At 46.7% G+C, this 22,974-nt stretch carries 20 protein-coding genes; 16 read left to right on the top strand and 4 right to left on the bottom strand.

The features are described from left to right. Positions 1-253 precede the first annotated feature (253 nt). From LC454_RS24285 to LC454_RS24270, 4 genes are read left to right on the top strand one after another with little or no spacing between them, the layout of a single operon-like run. Complete coding sequence (locus tag LC454_RS24285) at positions 254-3,616, top strand: SusC/RagA family TonB-linked outer membrane protein (RefSeq protein ID WP_223585033.1); 3,363 nt, start codon at positions 254-256, stop codon at positions 3,614-3,616. Positions 3,617-3,627: 11 nt separating this feature from the next. Then, the gene (locus tag LC454_RS24280; RefSeq protein ID WP_223585032.1) at positions 3,628-4,983 is read left to right on the top strand and encodes a RagB/SusD family nutrient uptake outer membrane protein; all 1,356 of its coding nucleotides are present in this window, start codon (positions 3,628-3,630) and stop codon (positions 4,981-4,983) included. An 18-nt stretch (positions 4,984-5,001) separates the two neighbouring features. After that, positions 5,002-6,255 carry a TlpA family protein disulfide reductase gene (locus LC454_RS24275; protein WP_223585031.1) on the top strand — a complete coding sequence of 418 codons (1,254 nt, stop codon included), beginning with the start codon at positions 5,002-5,004 and terminating at the stop codon, positions 6,253-6,255. 11 nt (positions 6,256-6,266) lie between these two features. After that, positions 6,267-6,509, top strand: a complete 243-nt coding sequence (locus tag LC454_RS24270; protein ID WP_223585030.1) for a hypothetical protein — start codon at positions 6,267-6,269, stop codon at positions 6,507-6,509. A gap of 86 nt (positions 6,510-6,595) precedes the next feature. Here the strand turns inward: LC454_RS24270 and LC454_RS24265 are convergent, their stop codons facing one another. The 3 genes from LC454_RS24265 to LC454_RS24255 form a co-directional block, all read right to left on the bottom strand. Next, a complete protein-coding gene (locus LC454_RS24265) occupies positions 6,596-6,901 on the bottom strand; it encodes a hypothetical protein (RefSeq protein ID WP_223585029.1) in 306 nt (101 codons plus the stop codon). Between the two features lie 89 nt (positions 6,902-6,990). After that, a complete protein-coding gene (locus LC454_RS24260; RefSeq protein ID WP_223585028.1) occupies positions 6,991-7,545 on the bottom strand; it encodes a hypothetical protein in 555 nt (184 codons plus the stop codon). A 95-nt stretch (positions 7,546-7,640) separates the two neighbouring features. Next, positions 7,641-8,105 (bottom strand): hypothetical protein, encoded by a 465-nt coding sequence (locus LC454_RS24255; protein WP_223585027.1) that lies wholly within the window; start codon positions 8,103-8,105, stop codon positions 7,641-7,643. Between the two features lie 306 nt (positions 8,106-8,411). Between LC454_RS24255 and LC454_RS24250 the strand changes: the two genes are divergently transcribed. After that, positions 8,412-9,443, top strand: coding sequence for a hypothetical protein (locus LC454_RS24250; protein WP_223585026.1), 1,032 nt, complete (start codon positions 8,412-8,414; stop codon positions 9,441-9,443). Positions 9,444-9,500: 57 nt separating this feature from the next. Here the strand turns inward: LC454_RS24250 and LC454_RS24245 are convergent, their stop codons facing one another. Beyond that, positions 9,501-9,749 (bottom strand): hypothetical protein, encoded by a 249-nt coding sequence (locus tag LC454_RS24245; protein ID WP_223585025.1) that lies wholly within the window; start codon positions 9,747-9,749, stop codon positions 9,501-9,503. A gap of 542 nt (positions 9,750-10,291) precedes the next feature. Between LC454_RS24245 and LC454_RS24240 the strand changes: the two genes are divergently transcribed. The 11 genes from LC454_RS24240 (at position 10,292) to LC454_RS24190 (ending at position 22,957) form a co-directional block, all read left to right on the top strand. Beyond that, positions 10,292-11,047 carry a hypothetical protein gene (locus LC454_RS24240; protein WP_223585024.1) on the top strand — a complete coding sequence of 252 codons (756 nt, stop codon included), beginning with the start codon at positions 10,292-10,294 and terminating at the stop codon, positions 11,045-11,047. Between the two features lie 3 nt (positions 11,048-11,050). Continuing rightward, positions 11,051-11,458 (top strand): DUF5675 family protein, encoded by a 408-nt coding sequence (locus tag LC454_RS24235; RefSeq protein WP_223585023.1) that lies wholly within the window; start codon positions 11,051-11,053, stop codon positions 11,456-11,458. A gap of 219 nt (positions 11,459-11,677) precedes the next feature. Continuing rightward, on the top strand, positions 11,678-11,893 hold the full coding sequence (locus LC454_RS24230; protein WP_223585022.1) for a hypothetical protein: 216 nt from the start codon (positions 11,678-11,680) through the stop codon (positions 11,891-11,893). After that, a complete protein-coding gene (locus LC454_RS24225; protein WP_172393503.1) occupies positions 11,880-12,053 on the top strand; it encodes a hypothetical protein in 174 nt (57 codons plus the stop codon). Before LC454_RS24230 ends, LC454_RS24225 begins: the two co-directional genes overlap by 14 nt. 478 nt (positions 12,054-12,531) lie before the next feature. Then, complete coding sequence (locus LC454_RS24220) at positions 12,532-15,690, top strand: SusC/RagA family TonB-linked outer membrane protein (protein ID WP_223585021.1); 3,159 nt, start codon at positions 12,532-12,534, stop codon at positions 15,688-15,690. Positions 15,691-15,701: 11 nt separating this feature from the next. Then, entirely contained in the window at positions 15,702-17,159 is a 1,458-nt protein-coding gene (locus LC454_RS24215; protein WP_223585020.1) for a RagB/SusD family nutrient uptake outer membrane protein, read from the top strand. Between the two features lie 68 nt (positions 17,160-17,227). Then, a complete protein-coding gene (locus LC454_RS24210; protein ID WP_172393500.1) occupies positions 17,228-17,908 on the top strand; it encodes a FadR/GntR family transcriptional regulator in 681 nt (226 codons plus the stop codon). A 58-nt stretch (positions 17,909-17,966) separates the two neighbouring features. After that, on the top strand, positions 17,967-19,604 hold the full coding sequence (locus tag LC454_RS24205; RefSeq protein WP_223585019.1) for a sialidase family protein: 1,638 nt from the start codon (positions 17,967-17,969) through the stop codon (positions 19,602-19,604). Between the two features lie 21 nt (positions 19,605-19,625). After that, positions 19,626-20,549 carry a dihydrodipicolinate synthase family protein gene (locus tag LC454_RS24200; RefSeq protein ID WP_223585018.1) on the top strand — a complete coding sequence of 308 codons (924 nt, stop codon included), beginning with the start codon at positions 19,626-19,628 and terminating at the stop codon, positions 20,547-20,549. Continuing rightward, positions 20,530-21,627, top strand: coding sequence for a galactose oxidase (locus LC454_RS24195; RefSeq protein ID WP_223585017.1), 1,098 nt, complete (start codon positions 20,530-20,532; stop codon positions 21,625-21,627). Before LC454_RS24200 ends, LC454_RS24195 begins: the two co-directional genes overlap by 20 nt. Before the next feature lie 97 nt (positions 21,628-21,724). Next, positions 21,725-22,957: an MFS transporter gene (locus tag LC454_RS24190; protein ID WP_223585016.1), complete on the top strand. Its 1,233-nt coding sequence runs from the start codon at positions 21,725-21,727 to the stop codon at positions 22,955-22,957. Positions 22,958-22,974: the final 17 nt, after the last annotated feature.

Here is a 22,974-nt window from a genome sequence, read left to right as displayed (position 1 = left end):
AATAAGCTTGTTTTAATCTTGCACCTTAAAATTAAGCAAATTTTCGTTGAGTCCAAACTTTTTACCATTACTTTTTATTGTAATACAATAGTATGCTATGGGTCGGTTCTTCTTTAATTCCGGTAGGAAGCGTCATAATTATTCCTAATCAATGCCTTATAACCGTTTTGACGGCGCTTTTCGGATAAGCTAATTCTTTATTGTTGGATCAGCATTAGCCATAGCTATGGCCTTTGCACAACACATTTTTAACATGCAAAAATTTTGCAACGGGGAGCGTATTGCCTATTTGTTAGGAGCTGTCAGTAAACAGGCTCTTAATATTTTAAATGATTTTATTTGCCTTTCAAAGGCATTAAAGAATACAACAATGCTTTTGACATGCATTGCTGTATTTCATATGTTTAGTTTATCGGCTCAGACGCCCCGCAAGGACAGCGGGGCCAATGGGCCTTTAACGGTATCTGGTACAGTAGTTTCGGTACTGGATAGTAAACCGATACATGGGGTGTCGGTTCGTATCGAAGATGAAAAGGGGAGAGCATCCTCCAAAAGTGACGGCTCCTTCTCAATGCCAGTAAAAGCTTCCAAGGGAACCGTCAAGTTTAGCCATGTCGGTTATAAGCCTCTAGCCTTACCTTACTCCGCTGGAGTATCGTTAACAGTAAAATTGATACCACTGGAGAATCAATTGGAAGAGGTGGAGGTGGTCTCCACAGGATATCAAAAGATTCCCAAAGAACGCGCAACGGGAAGTTTCGAGTTCGTCGACAACAAACTGCTCAATCGAAAGGTGTCTACAGATTTTGTGAGTAGATTGCAGGATGTGGTGCCGGGGATATCTACCACAAAAATTTACCCCGATAATCAAGGGAATCTGTTAAACATAAACGTTCGTGGCGTGAGCACCTTACGATCGGATCCCTGGCCATTAATTGTTATCGATGGGGTTCCTTATGAAAATAGAGGAGCTGATGTAGGCAAGGGTGCATTTAACAATATCAATCCCAATGATATTGAAAGCATAACCGTGCTAAAAGATGCTGCCGCAGCCTCTATATGGGGAGCTCAGTCTGGAAATGGTGTGATTGTCGTAACAACAAAACGGGGTAAATTTAACGGAAAAACACAGCTTTCTTTTAATTCAAATATCACTTTTAAAGCAAAGCCTGATCTCTACTATTATCCGCAGATGAGCTCCTCGGATTATATTGATGCGCAGCAGTATTTGTTCGATAAAGGAAAGTACAATAGCTGGTTTAGAAATCGGCTGCGAAATCCTCAACCTGTCCTTTGGCTCATGTATAATCATAAGAATGGCGACATCTCCGAATCGGCATTTAACGATGAAATCGATCGATTGAAGAACTTGGATGTGCGGGATGACTTCTTGAAATACATTTATCGTACCGCAGTCAATCAGCAGTATCATGTACAGCTCCAAAGCGGCGGCGAGAAGGTGAATACGATATTTTCAACGGGTTATGATAAGAACTCGAATGAGCTGATCACCTCCTCATTCAACCGTTTGAATCTAAAATCCAATACGCAATTTAAGCCGATGAAAAACTTGCAGTTGGATCTGGGAATGCAGTATTCAACGATAAAAAGTGAGGATGCTTTGCTGGGCGCTGGTTACAACCGGTTGGCAAAAGGAATACAAAACTATCCTTACATGCAGCTGGCGGATGACAAAGGGAAAGCTTTGGAAGTAAACGTCGGTGGATTTAATCCGGTGTTTAGGGATACAGTTGCCGGTGGCCGCTTGTTGGACTGGGCATACAGGCCTTTGGATGAGCTGGACGATTCGAAAGAAACACAAAAGATAAATGAGTTTTTTACCACCCTCAATGCCAATTATAGTTTTGACTTTGGGCTGAAGTTAAACCTCATGTATGCTTACCAGAAGGCCAGTACTGCAATCGACCTGTGGCGAGGTATCGGTACAATGGGACAGCGCGACTATATCAATAGCTTTGCAAGCTGGGACAATAGGGGTGTGACATGGAATGTCCCTATAGGCGACTATAAAAGGATCTTTAATTGGGATAATGATACGCATCAGAGCCGTGGATCGGCGGAATATTATAAAAAATGGAAAGATAGGCACGAACTATCTCTGTTTGCCGGACTGGAAATAAGGAAAATTCAGAAAAGCGTCACTTCGAGCCAGTACCATGGATTTGATCCCAAAACGGGGTCGTTTAAGTCGGTGGCATACGGGGTATTGTTCCCCAAGTTGAATGGAATATCGGGTGTGTCTACCATAGAAGATGCCAGTGAGTATCAGCTATACCGCAATAATTTCCGTTCGTATTTTGCCAATCTTGGATACACCTATCTGGAAAGATATCTTTTGAGCGCTTCGTATAGAAAAGATGCTTCTAACTTATTCGGTGTCAAAAGTAATGATCGCGGACAGCCTTTTTGGTCTCTAGGCGCAGCATGGATAGTATCTAAAGAGTCTTTTATGCAACACAGTCCATTTGAACTTTTAAAACTAAGGGCTACCTATGGTTACAACGGAAATGTGAATAATACGGTATCTGCCTATCCTGTGATTTCCATCGAGAGTGATGCCCATTACATCACAAATCAGAACTATGGTATGATCCTATCACCTCCCAACCCGATGTTGCGCTGGGAACGTATCGGAATTACCAACCTCGGGCTAGACTTTGCCCTAAAAGGAAATCGATTCTCCGGTAGTGTAGAATATTATGTGAAAAATGCAAAGGACTTGATTGCCCCGGATAGAGTGGACCCAAGTACGGGATTTACGACATTGATGATCAACAGTGGGAACATTCGTACCAAAGGCTGGGATATTTCTTTCAATGCCATCCCGATACAGTACAAATATTGGACATGGAACAGCAACCTGGTCTTTTCCTACGCGCGTACCAAAGTGCTGCATTCCTACATTGAAAATGAAAATGGTAAGGATTTTATAGGGGCCGCGCAGGGGAGTCCAAGGACTCCGATCGATGGAATGGATCTCAACAGTTTGCTGGCTTACAAATGGGCTGGGTTGGATCCCTTGACAGGCGACCCAAGGGCATATCTAAATGGTGAAGTATCTAAGGATTATAATGCCATTTTAGCCATGAATGTGCATGACCTCGAATACCTAGGAAGTACCGTGCCCTTATATATGGGAAGCTGGCGCAACAGTGTGCGTTATAAAGCACTCGAGCTTTCTTGGAATATTTCCTATCAACTCGGACATAAATTTCTACGAAACTCATTTGACAACAACCTTTTTCTCAACAGTGATATTGGGCACAAGGACTATGCATTGCGCTGGCAAAAGCCGGGTGATGAACTGGCAACCGACGTGCCCTCTTTTAATTATCCTGCCAATCTGGGAAGTCAGGTTTATATGCGCTCTTCGGCACTTGTACAAAACGCTGGGCAGATTAAGCTACGGGATATTCAAATGAGCGTGAACCTACCCTTATCATCGCGGTTTAAACTGAAAAATTGTAGGGTATATGCCTATGTACAGAATGTAGGTACGCTATGGCGGGCCAATAAATATGGCATCGATTCGGAATATGGATCCAATATACCCGACCCGATCATGTCATCCTTAGGTTTCAGTTTTAATCTTTAAATCTATTTATCATGAAAATATACAAATCCTTATGTGGCATCTGCATGATACTATTGTGTACTGCCTGCGATAAGTTTCTGGAGGTAAAGCCGGATATAAAAATGGTCATCCCAAAAAGTCTGGAAGACGCCGAATTGTTGCTCAATGATTACTCAACCATGAATACAGGCTACCCCATATTTGGAGAATGGTCGGCAGATGAATACTATCTATCTGCCGAGACTTTTGACGGAATCTTAAATTACGACCAGCGTAATATATACACTTGGCAAGATGTGATTTATGACGATGCTGCACAATGGCAAAGACCTTATAAAGCAGTCTTCAATGCCAATCAGGCCATAGAAATTATCAACAATGCTACAAATGAGGATGCTGCAAAAGCAGACAATCTTTTGGGTATAGCTCATTTCTTTCGGGCCTTTGCTTTTCAGCAGTTGGTCGAAGTGTTTTCTCCGGCGTATCAGCTCAGCACGGCCTCCACAGAAATGGGGATTCCCTTACGTTTGAGCCCCAATATCGATGTGCCGTCAACGAGGGCCTCGGTACAGCAAACCTACGAACAGATTATTCGGGATTATACGATAGCTAGCCGCCTTTTACCGTTGAGTGAAAAGATCAATGGTAGGCCCTGGCGGGCAAGTGCTTATGCGGGGCTGGCAAGAACTATGTTGGTAATGGGTAAATACGAAGATGCATACGTCTACGCCGACTCCTGCCTGCAATTGAACGGGGATCTGATGGACTTCAACACGCTTAATCAAACTAGTGAACTACCGATTCCCAAATTCAATATCGAAGTACTTTTCCCTGCAGTCTCTACCACTGCAGGGCCGATGAGCCTGAATGATGGTTTGGTTGACTCAATGCTGTATAAAAGCTATGCTGACAATGATTTAAGGAAAACGCTATTCTTTCGTGAAAATGTAATGCCCCTTGGATCGTATGGTTATAAAGGCAGCTATGATAATGCGATAGCAAATCTTTTTGTGGGATTGACGACCAGTGAAATATACCTTATTAAAGCTGAGGCCGCCGCCCGGATTGGGAAAATTGATAACGCTCTGGAAGCTTTGAATAGACTGGGGGAACATCGGTTTAAGAGTGGGCTATATACGCTGGTTGTGGAGCGGGATCCCGGCCGATTGTTAATGCTATTGCTAAATGAAAGACAAAAAGAGCTGCTGTTTAGGGGGCGCCGATGGTCTGATCTAAAAAGATTGAATTTAGATCCCCGGTTTCAGAAAACACTGCGCAGGGAGATGAAAGGCGTTCTCTATCAATTGGATCCCAATAGTCGTAAGTACGCATTTAGACTGCCTGAATTGGTCGTCAATAATGGAAATATACCGCAAAATATTCGCTAATACTTCAAAAAAAATAACATGAAAATTTTAAAATCAATTGCGCTGGCCTGTTTATCCCTAATGAATATAACGCTCGTGAGTGCACAACAGGTCAATACGGGGAGTCAACATAAAGGGCTTAAAATAGGGGACGAGTTTATCGCTCCCACGGCGATACAGCAGCTACCTAATAGGGGCAATGCTATTGACCTCAAAAAGCTGAAAAATAAAGTCGTCATTCTGGATTTTTTTGACACCTATTGTGGTACATGTATCCAGTCAATGCCACATCTGCAGCAACTGCAGAACAAATTGAAAAGTAAAGTTCAGATTATAACAGTTGGCTGGCAAGATAAAGCCACGCTTGAAAAGTTCTACGCTAATAATGCGTTTTTAAAAGAAAATAAAGTCGATCTACCGGTTATTTATTCGGACGTATACATAAAGGAAAGATTTCCGCATCAAAGTGTGCCACATGTGGTGTTTTTATTTAAAGGCAAGGTGCAGGCCATCACAGGCGGAAAGCTGATCAGCGAAGAAAACATACTGTCATTGTTTAACGAAGGAAAGATCGATTTACCTTTAAAAGATGATTTTGGAAAAGTAGATCTTATGGCTAACACGGCAGATGTTGGTATGATTAAAGGTGCTGTCTCGCTATCAGGATATCAGAATGGCGTGCCTTTTGGATCTTTAAAAATGCAACAGGATAGTTCGACCGGACTGAAAAAGTCGTCCTTTTACAATGTCTCTATTTATAGCGCTGTACTGACAACATGGGCCAAAATCAAAAAGGCGGATTATCTGCCACGGCCAGAGCGGCTGCTCATGAATGTAAAGGATCCAAACCGGTATAAAGATATAAACAACATCGGTGATATGTGGTATCGCCAATATGCCATTTCATACGAGCGCCTGGATTCAATACAAAGAACTGATTCTGCCCAGGCGGCAATTGTATTGAATGATCTCCATAATTTTTTAGGCATACGTACTTATAAAGCGATGAAACCGATTGAATGCCTTATTTTAAAACCCTGCCCTGTAAAGCCGTACTCGGGAAAGGAACCCCTAAATGGTCAGGTCTATGAGGGGACCGATGTGATGACCGTAATGATAGATCTGAGCGGAAAATATCCCCCGGTTTTGGATCGGGTAAAAACGAAAGACAAGATAACTTTGGGAAATTATAGTAACCTGCAGGAACTCAACGAACAGCTGGCCGCTTATGGAATCAAAGCCGAGCCCGGTGTTGCCGACATGGAAGTACTGGTCATTGAAGAGACCAAATAACAATATAGGGTATGATCATTCATACCCTATTCTTCAATGTAGCGAGCGCTTATATCTTTGTGTCTCTTGCCTCTTATCTTGATTTCAAATGTACATTGGGTCCATCAACCTGGTTTTGTAAAGAGTTGATGATTTCATTTTTCAATGCATCTGTAATCACGGGTTTGTCACTGCCATTGTTTGCTGCCTGCAGAGCGCACATTTGCTCTGATGGGCTGCTACATGTTGGAGTTCCCGATGATGATAAGGTGTAAGATCCTGGTTGTGACGGGTCTGCGCCCGTATAACTAAACCATGCCATTTGACCTCCTTATTCTATATCATAATTTATTTTAATTGGTCACATCGCACTTTGCAGTTTGATGGCCCCGGCTTTCGCATAAAAAGCTTGATGGTACTGGCGGGGACTCCTTATTTGCCAGACCAATATCTTCTGTACCCACCATCGGGGGAAGAGCGCAAACTTACGCCTATACCTTGTCAAGGCAGACTCTTTGCGTACTCTTTTTCCTATCACGCACAAATATAGCTTGGTAAAATCCTGTCCCCAGTGGGTAATGCCATCTCCTGAATAGCGGAGTATGAGCACAGCGGTATGGATTGACCGTACTCTTTGTTTTGCGATATATTTAAAGTAACTCATCATTTTCCTTTTGTAATTATCTATTACAAAGGAGGGAATACTTTACAGCCCAAAATCGGGCATGAGGGCAGTATTTTACTTTTTTTCTCACTTTATGATCTGTTTCGGTAAATCGTCTTTGGATCAATGTAGAGAAATTGGCTCTGGAGTTGATTATTCAACCTATGCCACAATGCCGGCATCAGCTCCTTACACTTGGCTGACCGATCTTTGGGCTCCTGCGCCATAATTAGTCCTTTTTTATTGAAAAAATCTGATTTCTGCTGCCGCATGATACTAACAAAGTGATGCATACTCGGATACTGATCTTGCAGCGCCTGTAATACAGTCAACGGGATACAGGCAATGGTGCTCTTTTTGAGAAATTGAATATTCAGATCCTGACTATTAAAACTGTACTCATGCTTAGTGCCGGTAAAGTAATGTCCTTCAGTCGAGATCCAGTGGAGATATGGCTTTTTGAGTTTCATCTCATAAGCACCCACCATACCCTCGAGCACATAGCACCAATAGGGACGGCTCTCGTCCTCCCGACAGTAGATCTCCCCACGCTTCCCCTGGCGTATTTTGGTATGCTTTATTAGCTCATCGCGACATGGGTCATCTGCATTGAAATAGGTATTTAAATGTTTGATAAAACGTTTCACAGTTAATATATTGTAAATGAATAGTTCATAAAATAAAGAAAACGCCATGAGAGAGATATGGCCCATGGCGTTTTTGTTGAATTATTTTAGATTGCCTATAAAAGCGTGTAGTAAATCCTGACGATTAAATGCCCTTCCAAACGGCGGTTGAAGATCTCATTCGCTTCAGATTCGACGGGGATTTCCGGTGTATCTGACTGGATCTTGTTTGACTCATATTCGGTTACCTTGACCGAATCCCGGGGGAAGGTGCTGGTGTTTTTTTCATTAGTCTGCTTGTCCAAGGTGATGTCTGCCTGGTTATTAATGGCAAAAGCAATCTGTTGTGCGAGATTGTTTTTGAAGTCAGCGGACAGGGATATGATATAATCAACCTGGCTCTCCGAAAGTTCGAAGCGCGACATAAGCCAGCTGCGTAGGCACAGCAGGATCAGCTTTTGCTCCATCATCTGGAATTCGACCGTTGAGTTGTACAAGTCCCGGAGCCATCTCTTGACTCCAGCATCATCAAATGTGTATTTGTTCATACTGTTTAGTTTGTCGGTGACTGCTAGCGGCATGCCAAAGCTATTACCCCGGGTAACTAGTATTCACCTTTGTTAAAATTTTAATTATATTTTATAATTCGATCGAACAGCGAATCTAAAACCTAAATGCAAAAAAGTGAAGGAAATGAGGATCGAAATCCGTGAAAAGCAAATCGCTTTCGTTAAAACAGATTAAAAACAGGCTTAGAGGTGCCTGTGAAGCGATTGGCACAGCGACGAAGAAAGAAATGAATTCTACTATCTAATTGTAAAGGAAGCGTTACAATATGTTATTGTGAAATTTATTAATTTTATTGATAACTATATAATCAACCTTTTATGGCAATACTAAAGTCTTTTTTTCGCTCCTGGTATGGAAATTCATGGATAATATTGTTATTGGCGGGCATTTCATCTTGTTTCATCACTTTTTATACGACCTACGAATCGTTTTTCTCGAGTATAACCATGGAAAAACATGGTGTGATTTTTCTTTTCAGTTGGATATTAATGCTACTGGCGATAACGCCTGTTGCTTACGTTGTATACAAACTGGATACGAGTACTTACTTGGGACAAAACGATAAAATACGTTATCCGATCCAGTTTATAATCCTCGTGCTTCTATTAGGAGCTATTGCGCTCCGGGTGGTATATAAAATCTATTTGGCGTTATTTGGTGTGGATTTGCAAAAACGAGATTATTTTGAACGTGATTTTGTCGTTGTTATGTTTTGCCTCATTATGGTTCAATTTTACTATGCTTTTCGAAGAGAAAGAATAAGGAGTAACTATAGAAAAAAGCGATCAAAGGTAATGCAAAAATGGCTTTTGCAGAAAGATGAGCAGATAAAATTGCAGGAAATAAAGAATAATGAGCTGCGTATGCATTATGAGCACGAATTGGCCGAACTGAAGAGTCGGAAACAGCGGTTGCGTGCAAACCACGATCGTCTAAGTAGCCATGAAACCAAATTGAAGGCTTGCCTCAAAGAGGCCTCCCAACAGCTTGAGGTAATGATAGGTGCTGCAAATGAATGGGTAAGAATACCTCAGGTTGCTTATTTCCATCTAAAGGAAGGGTCCGCCAAATCCAAATTGGTCGATGTACGCCTACTGGATGGCCGCGAGGGTACAGTCGATATGGATTCGTTAACCAAAATTGAAAAATTGTGGCCCAATCTTTTTTTTCGCGCTGGACGGGGGATGTTGATACAACATATGGCGATTAAAGACCAATATAAAGATGAGAATGATTATATCGTTGAACTATTTGGCGAATCCAATGAACGCCTAAAGGTATCAGTAGAAGCATACGATAGGCTTTTGGAGATCAAGCGTGAATGGATGCAAATATTACCCGAGGAATAAGTATTAAAATCATTGGGGCGGTACACCGCCCCAATGACTATATACATTTTTTGAGACTCAAAGCCGTTCAATTACTTCTGCTAACGGTAAATCATAATAAGCTGCAAACTCATGTACGGTAAGGTGCTGGTGCTTGGCTTTTCCATAGGCGTCTCTTGCCTGTTGGTATTTGCGCTGCGCCTGTCTGGGGCTAAGGTCAAGTACGGATGCGACATCCTTTGCACTGATGCACAGTCGGTATTTTTTTGTCATTAGAAATCGGGCTGTGGATTGTCCTTGGACATAGCATGGGTATGCCGCGGACAATACCTAATGGTACCATGATTCTCCTGTCAGCTGGATACCTCTCTGTCCATATTCGTCAATGTGCGGTTATAGACAGCCCTTAAGAAAAAAATTAATAATCTACATTTAACGTTTGTGCAATTGTTTTGTTTTAAACAATTGTATTATAACATTTTGATACTGGTTATCTGATCTACTACATAGGGTCAGAAATCGGCATTAACGGCACACATATTCTTCCGATAACCGGGCACACGGCCCCCGCCAGATGGATGCGGTTCATTCACATTTTACATACTGTTACGCTACTGGTTACTGTAGCTCTTTGGTAGCTTTTTAGTAGCTCTCCAGTACCTTTTTGGTAGGGTATTGGTACCTTTTTGGTACACTCCCCGTACCCTAACAGTACTTAAACGCTGCTTCACGACAGACAGATAGTGCCATATTATGCCATTCCGAGTCTAATGCTGACTATTTAAGCCATGTTGGCCACATCCAGCCATTTTGGACAGGGATCAGTTTGGCACTCAACATCTTTGTGTTGTCATTAAAAACTCTATATCATGGCAAAACAAGAAAGTTTAATCAAGTTTAGAGGAAAGGTCGGGGACCTTTCCTTTAGCAAACACCGCAATCGCGGTTATGAAGTCCGCATGAAAGGTGGTGTGGACAAGGCCCGGATCCAGTCGGATCCTAATTTTCAGCGGACACGTGAAAACATGGCGGAGTTTGGCTCGGCAGCCGGTAGCGCCAAACTGATTAGGATGCAGCTCAACAACCTGCTCCGCACCTTTGCAGACAACACCATGCGCAATCGCCTGACGGCATTGATGCACCGTATCCAGAAGGCAGATTCATCCAATGCCCGCGGGGAGCGGATCTTTCTGGAGGAGAACAGCGCTATGCTCAAAGGATTTGAGTTCAATCAGGCGAGTTCACTAAAAACGCTCCTTGAGCAAAAATTGGAACCGGTTTATGACCGTGCTACTGGTGAAGCCACGCTTATCATTCCAGAGTTTAACCCACAGAATGATGTCATGCTGTTGAACGGGGCGACGCATATGCAGTTTACACTGGCGGTAGCAGAATTGAGCATGGATGATGTACCTCCGCGTCCGATGATGGCCAGATCGGGCTACATCCCGTTGATTGGTGTGCACGTCGAGGAGACGCTACAGGCACCATTGGTCGTAGATCCCACAAAAGTGGTTTACATCATTGTCGGTATTTCGATGTATCAAGAGGTCAACGATTCGTATTATCCACTCAAGAATAATCCGTACAACGCAATGACCATTGTCGAGGTAGATGTCCCTTAGTTGATGATGAAAACGAGACACACCCTCAAGCTCCTCCGGAAATATGGAGCTGAGGGAACAAATGGCACGATCACCTTCAACGGTGAGCATATCTGCCATACGATCGAACTACCGGATCGCAATAACATCAGGCGGATCAGTTGCATCCCGATCGGTCAGTACAAACTGGAGAAGGTTCGCTACCAGCGGCATGGTGAGCAGATCGGTATTCCGCATGTGCTAAACCGCGAAGGGATCTTGATCCACGCGGCGAATAACGCAAAGGACGAACTGCTCGGCTGCATCGCTCCGGTCACCAGCCTCACAGGAGAGGGTCAGGGAACTGGAAGTGGTAAGGCCCTGGCCAAGCTCAAAGCGTTGGTGTATTGCCTGTGGGATATGGGGGATGAAGTGTATTTGAGTATTCAATAACAATGAGGAGGACATGAATTGGCTCTGCATTCCTTTATGCCATCTTCTTAGCAAGCTGACGGCATAAATCAAACTCGCTACGCTCAGACAGTGATTTATGCTATCGTCATCTTGCGTCAGCGATAGGCAGTCGGAATGCGATGCTTTCAATTCTTTGTCCTCCTATATTGTACGAATAAAGTGGGTATGGGAGTGGGCTCTATTGAAAACGCAAAAAGGATGAAAAAAGTCTTTAACAAAATAGGACAGGTGCTGCAGCTGGTGCTGGCGGCGCCTGTTAAACTACCGGGTAAGGTGGGGAATGTATTGAAGTATGTGGCTATTGGACTGGGAATACTCGAGACGGTATTGGATGAGGAGCCACCGCCGGAAGTATCGGACAGCTCCAAAAAAATGGACAAGGTGGAAAGGAGCGGAGCCAATGAAGCTGAATGATATCCGCATATCGGCATTAGGTGGTACACTCTGCTCCATCTGGGCCAGTATATCGCTGGGCGATGTACTACAAACAGTGCTGACAGCTGCCCTGGGTACGCTGGTCAGTTTCGCAACGAGTAGGCTACTGGGGCGATGGGGCAACCGAAGGCAACAGTAGAAGCTGATAAAGCGCAGGGCATCTGTGTGCGTTACCAATTTTAAAATCCTGCAATATTGGATAACAATATTTTAGGACGTAATTTGGGCCAAGCGTTGTATATGCTTGGCCCAAAATTTTGCCTGGTTTAATGGTATCGGCATAAAGATAATGTGCGGTGGTATATGGGCATTGTGCACGAAGTGGCTTCTTTACTCAGCTGAGCGCTGAAAGTACATTGACAATTGAAAGCAAATTATTCCTGAACAGTAAAATAAATTTTGTTTTATTCATTTTTCTTCCTAACTTTATGTAGGACATAACAACTAATAAACATAAAAATAATAACCAATAGCTGGATGATTTGACCGATCATATGCCTTAATAACTACTAGATATTGTGCTGTACTACACTGATTTAGGATAGGTCATCGTTTAGCGAGCGTCTGCGGGGAAGCGCTCATTTGCATAAGTTTTCTACACTTATAAAATATAAATTATGATTTGGACAAGCAAAAAAGCTAGCTTATTTGTAGGGACCCAAATTATCCTTGTATCATCCTTATATGCCCAGCAGCATATCGAAGGGACGGTCCGGGATCAACAGGGAAAACCTTTACAATCCATTACGGTGTCAGGCCGCCGCTCGGGCAGCCAGACGCAGACGGACGCCAACGGAAAGTTCCGGCTGGATGTACAGCAGCTACCGGATACGTTGCAGTTCCGTTCGGTAGGCTATCAGCGATTGGACAGACAGGTGACCTCGACGGCGCCGCTGACAGTGGAACTTAGCGCAACGAACAGAAGCCTGGACGAGGTCGTGGTGGTCGGCTATGGCACGCAATCCCGTCGCACACTGACAACAGCCATCAGTAAAGTGGATGGCAAGGCGCTGGAAAATGTTCCGGTCAGCACCGTCGGTGAGGGACTAAAAGGAAAAGTGGCTGGTGCCCGGGTGTATCAGTCAAACAATAGTCCCGGAGCGGACCCGGTCTTTCGGATCCGCGGCGGATCGTCCATCAATAAAACCAACGATCCCTTGGTCCTGGTAGATGGTGTCGAACGTTCCTTTTCAGGGGTCAATCCCAATGATGTGGAGTCCATTGAGGTGCTGAAAGATGCGGCCTCAACCGCGATTTACGGTTCTCGGGCATCAAATGGGGTGGTGCTGATAACCACAAAAAAAGGGAAAACAGCTGAACAGGCGACCATCACCTTTGATGCTACTTATGCTTTTCAGCAGCCGGAATCTAAACTAAATATGATGAGCGCCCGTGATTATATCCAGCTCGTGCGGCCTGCTGTTGCCTTAAGCCCCAATCCCAATTATAATACGAGTTCGGGTTACTCCGCCAGTTCGGGCAATGATGCCAGCTCGATCTACTCCACGCGCTATCTCCAAGCAGGTGAGGCTGTTCCTGCCGGCTATCAAAGTATGCCGGATCCTTTGGATCCAAGCAAAACACTGATCTTCCAGGACAACAACTACCAGGACCTGCTCTTCCGGAATGTGGGCTGGCAGAATTATTACGTCGGTGTCAACGGGGGGAGCCAGCTTGTCCGATATGCCGCTAGCGCCGGCTATACGGATGATGCGGGTGTAGCACTAGGTACGGGGTACAACCGCTTCTCTGCACGGGGTAAGGGGGATGTGACCATTTCGAAAAAGCTGTCACTCAACACAGCCTTTGACTATTCCTTGACCAATTCGCAGGAGTTTGACAATCAGACGAACGTGATTGCCCGAGGGCTGGCCACTCCGGCAACGCAAAAGATGTACTTCGACAATGGCCGCCCGACACCGGGTTATAATGCTACCTCACCAAATCCGCTCTGGTGGGATTATACACGGGATTATGGCACCAAAGACCGGCGTTTATCGCTGATCGGTGGCCTGGACTATGCCATTATCGACGGCCTAAAAGCGCAGGTGCAGGTATCCAACTATTCGGATCTGGTCAACTACCATTATTTTGAAAAAGCGCATGAATTTTCTGGATTGCGGACGACCAGGGCGAGTCAGTCCCAGCTGGATCGTACCAAAGTGGATGCCTTACTGAAATACGATGCCAACTGGAATACAGACCATACCTTATCCCTGCTGGGCGGCTACTCTTATCAACAGACGGATTTTAATTCCTTTAACGCGACCGTCAATGGTGCGAGTTCGGACAAGGTGCCCACACTGTCGGCCGGACCGAATAAAACGGGTGCCGAAGAGGATATCTGGCAACAGGTTCTGATCGGCTATTTCGGCCGTGCCAACTATGCCTACAAACAAAAGTACTTATTGATGGGAACCTTCCGGTACGACGGCTCCTCGCTCTTTGCCAAGGAAAACCGCTGGGGATTTTTTCCGGGTGTCTCGGCAGGCTGGGTCGTGACACAGGAACCTTTTCTGCGCGATCAGCAGACGGTGAACTACTTAAAATTCCGTACCAGTTATGGCCAGACGGGAAATAATTCCATCGGCCTCTATGATGCGCTGGGAAAATACAGCACCGATATCCGGTACGACGGTGCCGCGGGGATCTATGCCGCAACCATGCCCAACCGCGACCTGACTTGGGAGACCTCAACGCAGTTTGACTTTGGCTTTGACCTGGCCCTGTTCAACAACCGGATCAATATCCAGGCGGACTATTTCAATAAGATCACCAAAAACCTGCTTTTTAGCGTACAGCTGCCCAATACCTCGGGCTTTTCAACGGTGCAAACCAATGTCGGTAAGGTGCGCTTCCGGGGTTTTGATATTGAAATCGGCAGTGAGAATATGCGTTCCGGCAAATTTCGCTGGGACAGCAAGCTGACCTTAAGTTTTGTTAAAAATAGGGTACTGCAGCTTCCTGACAATGGCCGCGATAAAAACCGTATTGGCGGGATCCAGCTGGCGGACGGCACAGCCTTTGGCGGGACCGCTGAGGGTGAATCGCTGTACCGCTATTTCGGCTACAAGGTGGACCATATTCTGCAGACACCCGAAGAGGCCGCTGCCGCCCGTTACGATGAGTCGGCACGTGGCTGGAGCCCCACGGACAAGAAGAACATCAAAGGGCGCAAAATGGCCGGTGACTACGAATGGCAGGACCGCGACGGCGACGGAGTCATCAGCAGTAAGGATCAATATGAACTGGGGGTCAGCGTACCGCATACCACCGGCGGACTGGCCAATAACTTTAGCTATGGCTCTTTCGGACTTAATATTTTTGTCGATTGGGCACTGGGCCATTCCATCAATCATACGGCTTATATGCGCTATTTCATGAATACCTTTGCCAACAACTACACCCTGGTGGATGAGGTCAACCAGACCTGGAAAAATCCGGGCGATCAGTCGAAATATGCCCGCTTTACCGCCAATGACCCGGATACCGGGAACAGCAATTTCTCCCGAACTTCAGATGTATTCAATTACAAAGGGGACTACCTCTGTCTACGGGAGGTATCTTTCCTGTATCAGCTGCCCGATACCTGGAGCAAACGCATCGGGATCCGCTCCATGCAGCTTTCGGTTTCCGGTCAGAACCTCTTTTATTTTTCCGCGCTGCGGGGAACGGGTATCTCACCGGAAGTCGGTGCCGGAACAACCTATGGTAACGATTATTATAACTATCCGGCCATCCGTAAAATCGCGATCGGTGCTAAGTTAACCTTATAAAAGAAACGAAAATGAAGACAAAAAGAATTTTATACGGATCAATATTATTCCTGGGACTCTTATCCGGAACCGCTTGTTCGGATAAACTGGATGCCGATCTGAAAGCTGCAATCAATGCCAACTCCATGTGGAAGGATGAGAGCGATGCTCAGGCAGCCGTAACAGGTGCCTACGTACGTATGCGCAGTACCTTTGCCACGGCTTATATCTTCTGGGGCGAATACCGCACAGGCTATTGGGGCGCCGGACTTGAAACCAATGCAACATACAGCACGGCATTCTTAAACCAGCTGAACAGTACACATGCCCATGCAAACTGGAATAATTTATATACCACGATCAACGACTGCAACCTGATCTTGAAACATCTGCCGGAAATCAGTTTTTCCACGGTGGAAAAAAAGAATGAATACCTCGCGCAGGCGTATTTTATCCGTGCGTTCTGTTATTATTGGATCGCCCGCATCTGGGGCGATGCACCGGTGCTGACCGCCGGTTTTGAATCACCCAATCAGGAGGATCTTTATCCATCACGTCAGCCTGTACAGGCAGTTTTCCAATTGGTCAAAGAGGATCTCGATCGGGCGGAGGAACTGATGCCGGCTACCGCCACAAAAGCACAGTATGGTAATCTGGATGCAATCCGTTTACTCAAAACAGACTTTTACCTCTGGATGGCCAAACGGCAGAATGGTGGCGCAGCGGCACTGAATATGGCGAAACAGTGCGTGGATAAGGTGTTAACGGGAAAGCACGCCCTGATGCAGAAATTCCCGGATATCTTTGCTACAGAATTGAATCCCGAAGTGATCTTTTGCTGGCGCCTGACACAGGATGAATTTACGGGTGGCTATCCCGCGGATTTTCTGGTGCCTATCCAATATGTTTCGCCTGGCCTGGTTGAAAATCCCATTAAAGTGGGCTCACATCAGCAGTGGATATTTCTGACGAACAGTTACAAGGCATTTTTGACGGAAAATACGGCCGACACCCGGGCAAAGGTCAGTTTTGATACGGCTTTCGACAAAGGTAAAAACCTGACTTTCCAATGGATCAATAAATATGCTGGGAAATGGGAGAATGCCACCCGCATCTTTGATGCTGACCTGATTGTCTACCGGTATGCGGATGCCCTTCTGTTCAGTGCCGAAATCGAAAATGCACTGGGGAACGGGCAGTCTGCCATCCAACAGTTGAACAAGATCCCAAAACGGGCGTATGGAACGGATAATTTTTATGCAGCCGGACTTCCGACCAATGACATCAATACCGCCATACTCAGTGAACGGAAACGGGAATTCGTGGCCGAAGGTAAACTCTGGTGGGACCTGATCCGCCTCGGCGTGGTGTTTAATGAAGTCGAGAGCCTAAAAAATCAACAGTCCAAAACAAACATCCTGTTATGGCCGGTTCACGATAGCTCAATCAACACGAATCCCAATATTAAACAGACCGAGGGCTACAATTAGGGCGCTTGGATTGCTATTCTTTTTTTGTTAATTTGTAGAACATAATAAATGATTTATTTGCTTATAATATGATCAATGACCTTACCCCAATAGCGACCAGTACCCGCGCTGATATAGTCGAAATACGCATAAGAGAATATCTTTCCAGCAAGAAATTAAAAGCAGGGGATACCCTCCCAACAGAACTGGAACTCGCGGAGGCGCTCGATGTAAGCCGCAATGTACTGCGGGAAGCCCTGAGCCGCCTGCGCATGCTGGGCCTGATCGAAACCAAAAAGAAACGCGGCATGGTGCTGTCCGCACCGGATATCTTGGGCTCGTTTGAACGGGTACTGAATCCGCAGCTGATGGACGAAAATACGATGAAGGACATTTTTGAACTGCGCCTGCTCCTGGAACTGGGGATGGCTGACCTGCTGTACCTGCGCAAGACGGATAAAGATATTGCCGAACTGGAACGCATTGTGAAAAAGGACAAAAATGCCGATGCTGAAGAGTTCAGAATTAGTCAGGAAATTGCATTTCACGGTAAGCTGTATGAAATTACTGGCAATACTACCCTGAAACGTTTCCAAACGATGCTGATGCCGATCTTTGGTTTTGTATTGAACAAAAGCCACCATAGCATCAAATCGGAGGTCTCTCACAGCGATCTGGTGCAGATACTCAAAACCGGCGACCGCGATGCGTTTTCAAAGGCCATGCAGGAACATTTGCGCCCGCACCTTGAATTTCTTGGGGAACGCTAGCCGCTTCCCAATATTTTTTTATACTATAATGTAGTACATAAGTACCTAAAAGATGATAATGATAACCAAAATACACTACAGCTTGCTCGCCCTTTTCAGTTTACTGACAGCGACCTCTGTAGCCCAGGTAAAGATTGCCGAACGGCATTATACCTTGCCTGTATTGGCAGATCAACCGATAAATGTCCTCAAACGGCTGGAATTTGTGGCAGACAAACAGCAACGTGTCGATGCAGAACTTAGGATCAGGGTCGATGCACTGGGTGCGGAGCAGATCGATAGCCTGAGCTGCTGGTTTGCCGGCACGGACTCGACGCTTATTGAAAACGGAAAACCCGGCGCAAAGCAGCTGCTGATCGCTCAGAAATGGAAAGGAAAAACAGGAAAAATTGAAATTCCGCTAACCCTGGAGAAGGGCGTCAACTACCTTTGGGTGACGGCCAAAGTACGTCCTTTTAAACAGTTGAACCGAACTTTTCAAGTGGCCATAACTGGTGTTTCACTCGCGGGCTTGGCATCTAAATCGCTGCTTTCGGGCAAATTCAGCAACTATAGACCTGCAATCGCTGTTCACCGTCAGGGTGCTCAAGCTGTACATACAGCCCGTATCCCGGGCATAATTACGGCCAAAGACGGCAGTCTGGTCGCGGTATACGATGCCCGCAGGGAGCTGGGTCGGGACCTGCAAGGCGACATCGATATCGGCGTCTCGCGCAGCCGAGATGGGGGCCTGACTTGGCTACCCATGGAGATCGCCATTGATATGGGTGCCTATGGTGGCCTGCCACAAAAATTCAACGGCGTCTCGGATGCAAATATCCTACTCGACGAGCGGACGGGAACAATCTATATTGCCGGACTCTGGATGTATGGTGTGCTGGATGAAACGGGCACCTGGTATCCCGGGATCAAAGATGGCCGCGAAATCCATAACCATCAATGGAAAAACAAAGGCTCACAGCCTGGCTTTGATCTCAAACAGACATCTCAGTTTCTACTGGTGAAAAGCGAAGACAATGGCCGCACATGGTCCAAACCAGTTAACCTGACTCATTTAAAACAGGCGGACTGGTGGCTCTGGGCACCTGCACCTGGCCATGGCATTACCCTGCAGGACGGCACGTTGCTAATGCCGAGCCAAGGACGCGACCATACCGGCAAAGCTTTTTCCAATATCACCTACAGCAAAGACGGTGGTACAACCTGGAAAACCTCCAATCCGGCCCTGGCAGAATCCACAACGGAATGCATGGCCGTCCAACTGGATAATGGAGAGATCATGTTAAATATGCGGTCAAACTACAATGCTACCCACAAGGGGGATGACAATGGCCGCGCAATTGCCGTAACGAAGGACCTGGGTGAAACCTGGACCGAACACCCCAGTTCGCATAAAGCGCTGATTGAACCGACCTGCATGGCCAGTATCCACAGGCATGTCTATCAGTCCGGAAAGGACAGCAGATCGCTGCTGGTATTCTGCAATCCCGATTCAAAATTTGTCCGTTCACATATTACCTTAAAAATCAGTAAGGATAATGGCGACTCCTGGCAGCCCAAGGTTTTGCTGGACGAAGGTAAGGGTCGGGGTTATTCCTGCATCACTTCGGTGGACGAGCATACGCTTGGCGTGCTCTATGAAAGTAGCCAGGCAGATCTGATCTTTCAGCAGATACCACTAAAAGAATTGTTATAACCTCAACTATTGCAAAAAATAATGGAAAAAAAACATAAAATAAAAGGCTTGATCGCCGCGGCATTTGCCAACTATGATCCTACCGGAAATATTGACCTGGACGCTATTCCGGCCATGACGGAGCACCTTGTCAGCCAGGGGCTGCGGGGGATATTTATCTGCGGGACCAATGGTGAGGGACCGAGCCTTTCGACGGCGGAACGCATGGCAGTCGCCGAACGTTATATCAAGGCCATTGACGGCCGGATCCTTTCTTTTGTCCATGTTGGGCATAGCTCCATTGCCGAAGCCAAGCGCCTTGCAGCGCATGCCGAAAGCATCGGTGCGGATTATATTTCAGCAGTCTCGGCCTTCTATTTTAAGCCTTCATCCGTAGAAAATCTGGTCGACGCCATGGCCGCCATTGCGGCCGCGGCCCCTCATACGCCATTCTACTATTACCATATTCCGGCTGTCACGGGGCTACAGATCGATATGCTCCGCTTTCTTGCCCTGGCGGAAGAGAAAATTCCGACCTTTCAGGGAGTCAAATATACGGCGGCGACCTTGCACGAATACCAGGCCTGCCTACAATACAAGGAGGGCAAATACGATATCCTGTTTGGCTACGATGAACTGCTGTTGCCGGCACTGGCGGTGGGAGCCACTGGCGCCATTGGCAGTACCTACAATTACGCTGCCCCCCTGTATCTGGAGGTAATCCGCCGGTTTGAGGCCGGTGCCCACGAAGCGGCACGCAACCTGCATTTTGAAGCCGTGGAGATGGTGCAGCTGCTGGTAAAATATGGGCCTATCCCAGTGCAGCGCGCGATTATGAAAAAAATCGGATTAGATCTGGGGCAGCCGCGGCTACCATTGACGCTGTTGGATGAAGTCAATGAACAGCTGCTGCTGGCCGAATTGGAACAGTCGAAATTCTTGGATCATGTGGCCTTATATCAGTAAACTTCTTTTATTTTCTTTATTATTTATGGGATATCGAGATGGAATAGCACAGGTGCTGAGCGATCGGATGGTCTGGGACACAAGCGGGCAGGTCGCTGATCCGATGGGTTATGCCGGTGCCTATGTCGGCCAGGCAGGGGGTCGCGTGTACGCCTTGGGCGGGGCCAACTTTCCTTCGGGAATTCCGCCCTGGAAGGGTGGCCAGAAGGTCTGGTCGGACCGAATTTTTGTGATCGAGGAAGACGGATCCTCACATGCGGCTTCGTTTCGTTTACCTCAGGCGATGGGCTACGGCGCCTATGCTTCGTATCTGGACTGTATCTATATTGCTGGTGGCAGCGATCAGTCGGGGCATTTACAGACCACCTATCGCCTGGAGATTTCGGCAGATAGCGGCAGGTTCACCGGTCTGCCGGATCTTCCGGCTCCAATTGCCAACTGTGCCTCGGTCCGGATCCAAAATTATTGGTATATCCTGGGTGGCATAAATAGCCCCGATGCCTTGACGGCAAACAATAACTGCTGGCGACTGGACCTGGATCACCCCGAAAAAGGCTGGACGGTAATGACCGCCATCCCCGGTCCAAGCCGCATGCTTGCCGTGGCCGGAAATGCCGATGGGGAGCTAATTGTGCTGTCGGGTGTAACACTGATCAATGGCAAACGGAAGTATCTGAAAGATGCCTATCTGCTAACGGCAGATGGAACTTGGCAGCAGCTGCCGGCCCTTAGTCATGCTGTCGCGGCGGCACCCAGTCCCGCCGCCTTTGACGTCAAATTGGGACAGCTCCTAATTTTCGGCGGTGATGACGGCACATTGGCTGCGGCAAGCCCTGTGGGGCATCCCGGCTTCTCGGACCGGATCCTGGCATATAATATCCAGCTACGCACATGGGTGGATGCCGGTCAGCTTCCTTTCCGCAACAACAGCGGTCGAGCGGAGCGTCTGGCAGTAGCAGTATTGCCCCCGGTGACGACGGGTCTGGTACAATCGGATGATAAAATCGTTATCCCAATGGGTGAGGTGCGGCCCGGTGTGCGGACAAACCGGATATTAACGGCCCGTTTTAAACCTTAATGTACTAAAAGTAACTCGTTTAATACGTTAGTAGCGTATCACGCTTAAGAATGTACTAGCGTATAGCGGTTAACAAAACTTGAATAAACCCAAAATAATGATAAACACGACATCAAAACGTTATGCTTGGCTGATCGTCATCTTGCTGTGGGTGGTCGCCTTTTTAAACTATTTTGACCGCCTGCTGATGACTTCGATGCGGGATCCGATTCTCAGTGAATTTAAGTTGAACGATGCACAGTTCGGCTTGCTCACCGCCGTCTTTTTATGGTGTTATGGCATTGTGAGTCCCTTTGGCGGCTATATGGCTGATCGCTACTCCCGCAAGAAAGTGATTCTTTTCTCGGTATTCGTCTGGTCTGCGGTTACGCTTTGGACAGGCTATGCGCGTTCCTTTCCCGAGTTGTTACTGACAAGGGTGTTGATGGGTGTCAGTGAGGCTTGCTATATTCCTGCCGCCCTGGCACTGATCAGCGATTACCATAGCGGCCGTACACGTTCCCTGGCTACGGGGCTGCATATGTGCGGACTGTATACTGGAATGGCCATGGGCGGGCTGGGGGGATATATCGCCGAATATTGGGGCTGGCGCGAGGGATTTCACGTCTTCGGCCTTTTTGGTGTTGTGTACGCACTGCTACTGGTTTATACCTTGCGCGACCGGACTGTTCCCACCGCTCCGAACGAACCGCTACCGGAGCAGGTAGGGAAGGTGCAGCTCAAAGCCATCCTGCATAGCTTATTTCGCCTGCCTTCCTTTTATGTCATTATGGTCTATTTTGCGGTGCTGGGCATGGCAAACTGGTTGATCAACGGCTGGCTTCCGACGTTCCTGAAGGAACAGTTCAGCCTGGATCTTGGCCAGGCCGGTATTTCGGCCACGGGTTATATGCAGATCGGGTCTTTTGCCGGTGTCATTGTGGGAGGCCTGTTAGCGGATCGCTGGCAGCGCCGAAATAAACGCGCCCGGCTCTATATGATCGTCCTGGGCTTTGTGCTGGGGGCCCCCTTTTTGTTTTTTATGGCCTGGACTAATGTTTTTGCCTGGGCAATCCTTGCCATGCTTATTTTCGGACTGGCACGCGGTTTCAATGATGCCAACCTGATGCCGCTCTTGCGGCAGGTGGCCGACAGCCGCTACAGCGCCACGGCCTATGGCTTCCTGAATTTTTTGAGCACCATTGTCGGCGGACTGATGGTGTATGTCGGGGGTGCCCTGAAAGATGCCAATGTAAGCCTGGCAATAACCTATCAGGTCGTAGCAATCGGGCTGCTGCTGGCTGCACTGGCACTGCTGTTGGTGAAAGTTAAAAATGATACGATACAATAAGATCCGGCAAAAAGACC

The sequence above is a fragment of the Sphingobacterium sp. GVS05A genome (assembly GCF_019969845.1).
Classification (GTDB): Bacteria; Bacteroidota; Bacteroidia; order Sphingobacteriales; family Sphingobacteriaceae; genus Sphingobacterium.
This window is presented reverse-complemented; position numbering and strand designations above follow the sequence as displayed.

What these genes read in the sequence shown, in the direction of transcription:
- LC454_RS24190 (WP_223585016.1), top strand. Translation starts at nt 21,725, where the DNA reads ATGATAAACACGACATCAAAACGTTATGCTTGGCTGATCGTCATCTTG.
- LC454_RS24205 (WP_223585019.1), top strand. Translation starts at nt 17,967, where the DNA reads ATGATAACCAAAATACACTACAGCTTGCTCGCCCTTTTCAGTTTACTG.
- LC454_RS24235 (WP_223585023.1), top strand. Translation starts at nt 11,051, where the DNA reads ATGATGAAAACGAGACACACCCTCAAGCTCCTCCGGAAATATGGAGCT.
- LC454_RS24230 (WP_223585022.1), top strand. Translation starts at nt 11,678, where the DNA reads ATGAAAAAAGTCTTTAACAAAATAGGACAGGTGCTGCAGCTGGTGCTG.
- LC454_RS24275 (WP_223585031.1), top strand. Translation starts at nt 5,002, where the DNA reads ATGAAAATTTTAAAATCAATTGCGCTGGCCTGTTTATCCCTAATGAAT.
- LC454_RS24250 (WP_223585026.1), top strand. Translation starts at nt 8,412, where the DNA reads ATGGCAATACTAAAGTCTTTTTTTCGCTCCTGGTATGGAAATTCATGG.
- LC454_RS24265 (WP_223585029.1), bottom strand. Translation starts at nt 6,901, where the DNA reads ATGATGAGTTACTTTAAATATATCGCAAAACAAAGAGTACGGTCAATC.
- LC454_RS24220 (WP_223585021.1), top strand. Translation starts at nt 12,532, where the DNA reads ATGATTTGGACAAGCAAAAAAGCTAGCTTATTTGTAGGGACCCAAATT.
- LC454_RS24255 (WP_223585027.1), bottom strand. Translation starts at nt 8,105, where the DNA reads ATGCCGCTAGCAGTCACCGACAAACTAAACAGTATGAACAAATACACA.
- LC454_RS24200 (WP_223585018.1), top strand. Translation starts at nt 19,626, where the DNA reads ATGGAAAAAAAACATAAAATAAAAGGCTTGATCGCCGCGGCATTTGCC.
- LC454_RS24280 (WP_223585032.1), top strand. Translation starts at nt 3,628, where the DNA reads ATGAAAATATACAAATCCTTATGTGGCATCTGCATGATACTATTGTGT.
- LC454_RS24210 (WP_172393500.1), top strand. Translation starts at nt 17,228, where the DNA reads ATGATCAATGACCTTACCCCAATAGCGACCAGTACCCGCGCTGATATA.
- LC454_RS24225 (WP_172393503.1), top strand. Translation starts at nt 11,880, where the DNA reads ATGAAGCTGAATGATATCCGCATATCGGCATTAGGTGGTACACTCTGC.
- LC454_RS24270 (WP_223585030.1), top strand. Translation starts at nt 6,267, where the DNA reads ATGATCATTCATACCCTATTCTTCAATGTAGCGAGCGCTTATATCTTT.
- LC454_RS24285 (WP_223585033.1), top strand. Translation starts at nt 254, where the DNA reads ATGCAAAAATTTTGCAACGGGGAGCGTATTGCCTATTTGTTAGGAGCT.
- LC454_RS24215 (WP_223585020.1), top strand. Translation starts at nt 15,702, where the DNA reads ATGAAGACAAAAAGAATTTTATACGGATCAATATTATTCCTGGGACTC.
- LC454_RS24195 (WP_223585017.1), top strand. Translation starts at nt 20,530, where the DNA reads ATGTGGCCTTATATCAGTAAACTTCTTTTATTTTCTTTATTATTTATG.
- LC454_RS24240 (WP_223585024.1), top strand. Translation starts at nt 10,292, where the DNA reads ATGGCAAAACAAGAAAGTTTAATCAAGTTTAGAGGAAAGGTCGGGGAC.